This window comes from Ewingella sp. S1.OA.A_B6, assembly GCF_049889095.1.
In the GTDB taxonomy this organism is placed as follows: Bacteria; Pseudomonadota; Gammaproteobacteria; order Enterobacterales; family Enterobacteriaceae; genus Ewingella.
Map to the genome: position 1 here is coordinate 1 of NZ_JBLJFK010000043.1, position 329 is coordinate 329.

Sequence of the window (329 nt, forward strand, 5' to 3'; positions counted from 1 at the left end):
CAAAGCTCGGAAAATCATGCAGGAACAAGGACTAGTCAGTCGTCAAAGAACTAAGCATCGTTATAAACAAGCTGACAAACCACATCGTCTTTATGACAATGTACTGAATCGTAACTTTGCCCCAACTGCGTCAAACCAAGTATGGACAGGCGATGTGACTTACATCCGTACCCAAGCAGGATTTTGTTATCTAGCGGTAGTGATTGACCTATTCTTTCGCAATATTGTGGGATTTGCCATGAGTGATAGTCCTGACAGTAAACTGACAATACAAGCCCTTAAAATGGCTTATACGGTGCGTTTAGAGCCATCCAATGTGCTATTTCATT

1 protein-coding gene is annotated in these 329 nt (G+C 41.9%); it reads left to right on the forward strand.

Annotation, left to right across the window (positions count from 1 at the left end; genetic code table 11):
* Positions 1-16: 16 nt before the first annotated feature.
* A partial coding sequence (locus tag ACMV8I_RS21395) for a DDE-type integrase/transposase/recombinase (RefSeq protein WP_498867149.1) occupies positions 17-329 on the forward strand: 313 nt, incomplete at its 3' end.